Here is a 2,565-nt window from a genome sequence, read left to right as displayed (position 1 = left end):
TGCGTATTTCGGACAAAGGTGACCGGCCGTTTCGGGATCGTGACCGGCGATTTCGGCAACGTGACCGATCATTTCGGGAACGTGACCGAGCGGCCCGGAAGGCAGGATTGGCGTTGCGCATGACATCAACCACGCGGGCTATGCTCGCCGGCTTTTGCCGGAGACAGCATGCCCGCGCACCGGATGAACATGCGCATGATCAAGGACGTTTTACGACTTAAATTCGACGGCGGTTTCTCGCACGATCGGATCGCCGCGTCGCTGGGCATTTCCAAGGGCGCGGTCACGAAGTACGTCGGACTGGCCGGCGCCGCCGGGCTGGACTGGGCGAGTGCCTGCGACATGGATGAAGGCGAGCTTGAGCGCCGGCTACTCGGCAAACCCACGGGGCCAGCAGCCTACGCCCAGCCAGACTACGGGCGCATTCATCGGGAACTGCGCCGCAAGGGCGTGACGCTCACGTTGCTCTGGGAGGAGTACCAGGCCGAGTTTGCGGACCGGCAGACCTACCGCTACACGCAGTTCTGCGAGCACTACAAGGCGTTCACGAAACGCCTGAAGCGTTCGATGCGGCAGATCCACCGCGCCGGCGAGAAGCTGTTCGTCGACTTCGCCGGCCCCACGTTGCCACTGACCACGGGACGCCGCGCGCACATCTTCGTGGCCGCCATGGGCGCGTCGAGCTACACGTTCGCGTGCGCGACGCCGGCTGAAACGATGGAGGATTGGCTCGGCGGCATCGCTCGCGCGCTGACCTTCTATGGCGGCGTGCCGCAGCTGATCGTGCCGGACAACCCGCGCGCAATGATTGCCGATCCCGACCGCTATGAACCGCGCGCCGGCGACACCGTGCTGGACTTCGCGCGTCATTACGGCACCTCATTCCTGCCTGCCCGCGTGTATCGCCCGCAGGACAAACCGAAGGTAGAAGTCGCGGTCCAGGTCGTCGAACGCTGGATCATGGCGCGCCTGCGTCATCACCGGTTTGTGTCGGTCCAGTCAGTCGACGACGCGATCCGGCCGCTGCTGAAGAACCTCAACGAGCGCCCATTCCAGAAACTGCCGGGATGCCGCGCCAGCGCATTCGCGGAACTGGACGCACCGGCACTCCAGCCGTTGCCGGCGCAGCCGTATGAGCTCGCGCGGTTCAAGACGGTGACGGTCCACATCGACTATCACGTCGAGATCAACAAACATCGCTACAGCGTGCCGCACGCGCTGGTCGGACTCAAGCTCGATGCGCGCATCACGGCGGGCGCGATCGAGCTGTTGCATCGCGGCCGCCGTGTTGCCAGCCACGCCCGCAATGACCGCGTGGGCGGTTACACCACCGTCGTCGAGCACATGCCGGCGGCACACCGCGCCCATCTGGAATGGACGCCGCAGCGGCTGATTCACTGGGGACAGCAGATCGGCGCGGCAACCGGTGCGCTCGTCACCCGCCTGCTGCAGGAGCAACGCCACCCGGAACACGGCTATCGGGCATGCCTCGGATTGCTATCGCTCTCCCGTCGCTATGGCCGCGAGCGTCTCGAGGCGGCGTGTGCGCTGGCGCTGGAACTGGGCGTGCACCGTTACCGCCACGTGCGCGACATCCTGATCAACAACCGCGACCGCGCCGCGGCGGCAACACCTGCCGACTGGATCAGCCCCAGCCACGCGCATGTACGCGGCCCCAGCTACTACCAATAAAGAGAACCCGCCATGATGATGCAACAGACACTGACCCAACTGCGCACCCTGAAGCTGGACGGCTTCGCCGATGGCCTGGAAGAACAATTAACGCAGCCCGGCGCGGCCAGCCTGAGCTTCGAGGAACGTCTGTCGCTGCTGGTCGACCGGGAAGCCAGTTGGCGTGATGATCGGCGCCGAACCCGACTGCTCAAACAGGCACGCCTCAAGTATCCGCAGGCCGCCATCGAGGATCTCGACACCCGCGCTGGCCGAGGCGTGGACCCGCGCTCGCTCACGAGCCTGGCGCTCGGCGACTGGGTCGACGCCGGCTACAGCCTGCTCATCAGCGGCCCAACCGGCGCGGGAAAGTCATGGCTCGCTTGCGCCTTGGCGCAGTACGCCTGCCGGCGCGGACACTCCGCGTTGTATCTGCGCGTGCCGCGGCTTGGCGAGGAGCTGCGCGTGCTGCACGGCAACGGCGGCTTCACCAAATGGCTGCTGCAGGTCGCTCGCGTTGACGTTCTCCTGCTGGACGATTGGGGCATGGCGCCTCTCGACGCGATGGTCCGAAACGATCTGCTCGAGATGATTGACGACCGCTCGGCGGGCAAGGCGACCATCGTGACCAGCCAGTTGCCGATCGAGCACTGGCACGGCTGGATCGGCGACGAGACCATCGCCGACGCGATGCTCGATCGTCTCATGCAGCGTCATCACCGGATCACGCTCGCAGGCGAATCGCTCAGAAAAGCGCCCCTCAAACCCAACGCCCTGGAGCCCGAACTCGACCAACGCTAACAAGGAAATCTACAATCGACACCGCGCAACGCCCCAATCCTGCTGGATCGGTCACGTTCCCGAAATCGGCGGTCACGTTCGCCGAAATACGCA

2 protein-coding genes are annotated in these 2,565 nt (G+C 65.2%); both read left to right on the top strand.

The features are described 5' to 3' along the window. The first annotated feature begins 168 nt into the window (after positions 1-168). Entirely contained in the window at positions 169-1,692 is a 1,524-nt protein-coding gene (istA, locus tag N5K27_RS28715) for an IS21 family transposase (RefSeq protein WP_279820977.1), read from the top strand. A gap of 12 nt (positions 1,693-1,704) precedes the next feature. Further along, a complete protein-coding gene (istB, locus tag N5K27_RS28710) occupies positions 1,705-2,472 on the top strand; it encodes an IS21-like element helper ATPase IstB (RefSeq protein WP_132979779.1) in 768 nt (255 codons plus the stop codon). The last annotated feature ends 93 nt before the right edge of the window (positions 2,473-2,565 follow it).

It is taken from the genome of Pigmentiphaga sp. GD03639, assembly GCF_029845405.1.
Lineage (GTDB): Bacteria > Pseudomonadota > Gammaproteobacteria > Burkholderiales > Burkholderiaceae_B > Pigmentiphaga > Pigmentiphaga daeguensis.
The sequence above is the reverse complement of the archived record's forward strand: the minus strand, read 5'-3'. Positions and strand labels throughout refer to the sequence as shown.

Bases quoted from the DNA above. Each gene is read 5' to 3' on its own strand.
- istA (WP_279820977.1), top strand. From the start codon at position 169: ATGCCCGCGCACCGGATGAACATGCGCATGATCAAGGACGTTTTACGA.
- istB (WP_132979779.1), top strand. From the start codon at position 1,705: ATGATGATGCAACAGACACTGACCCAACTGCGCACCCTGAAGCTGGAC.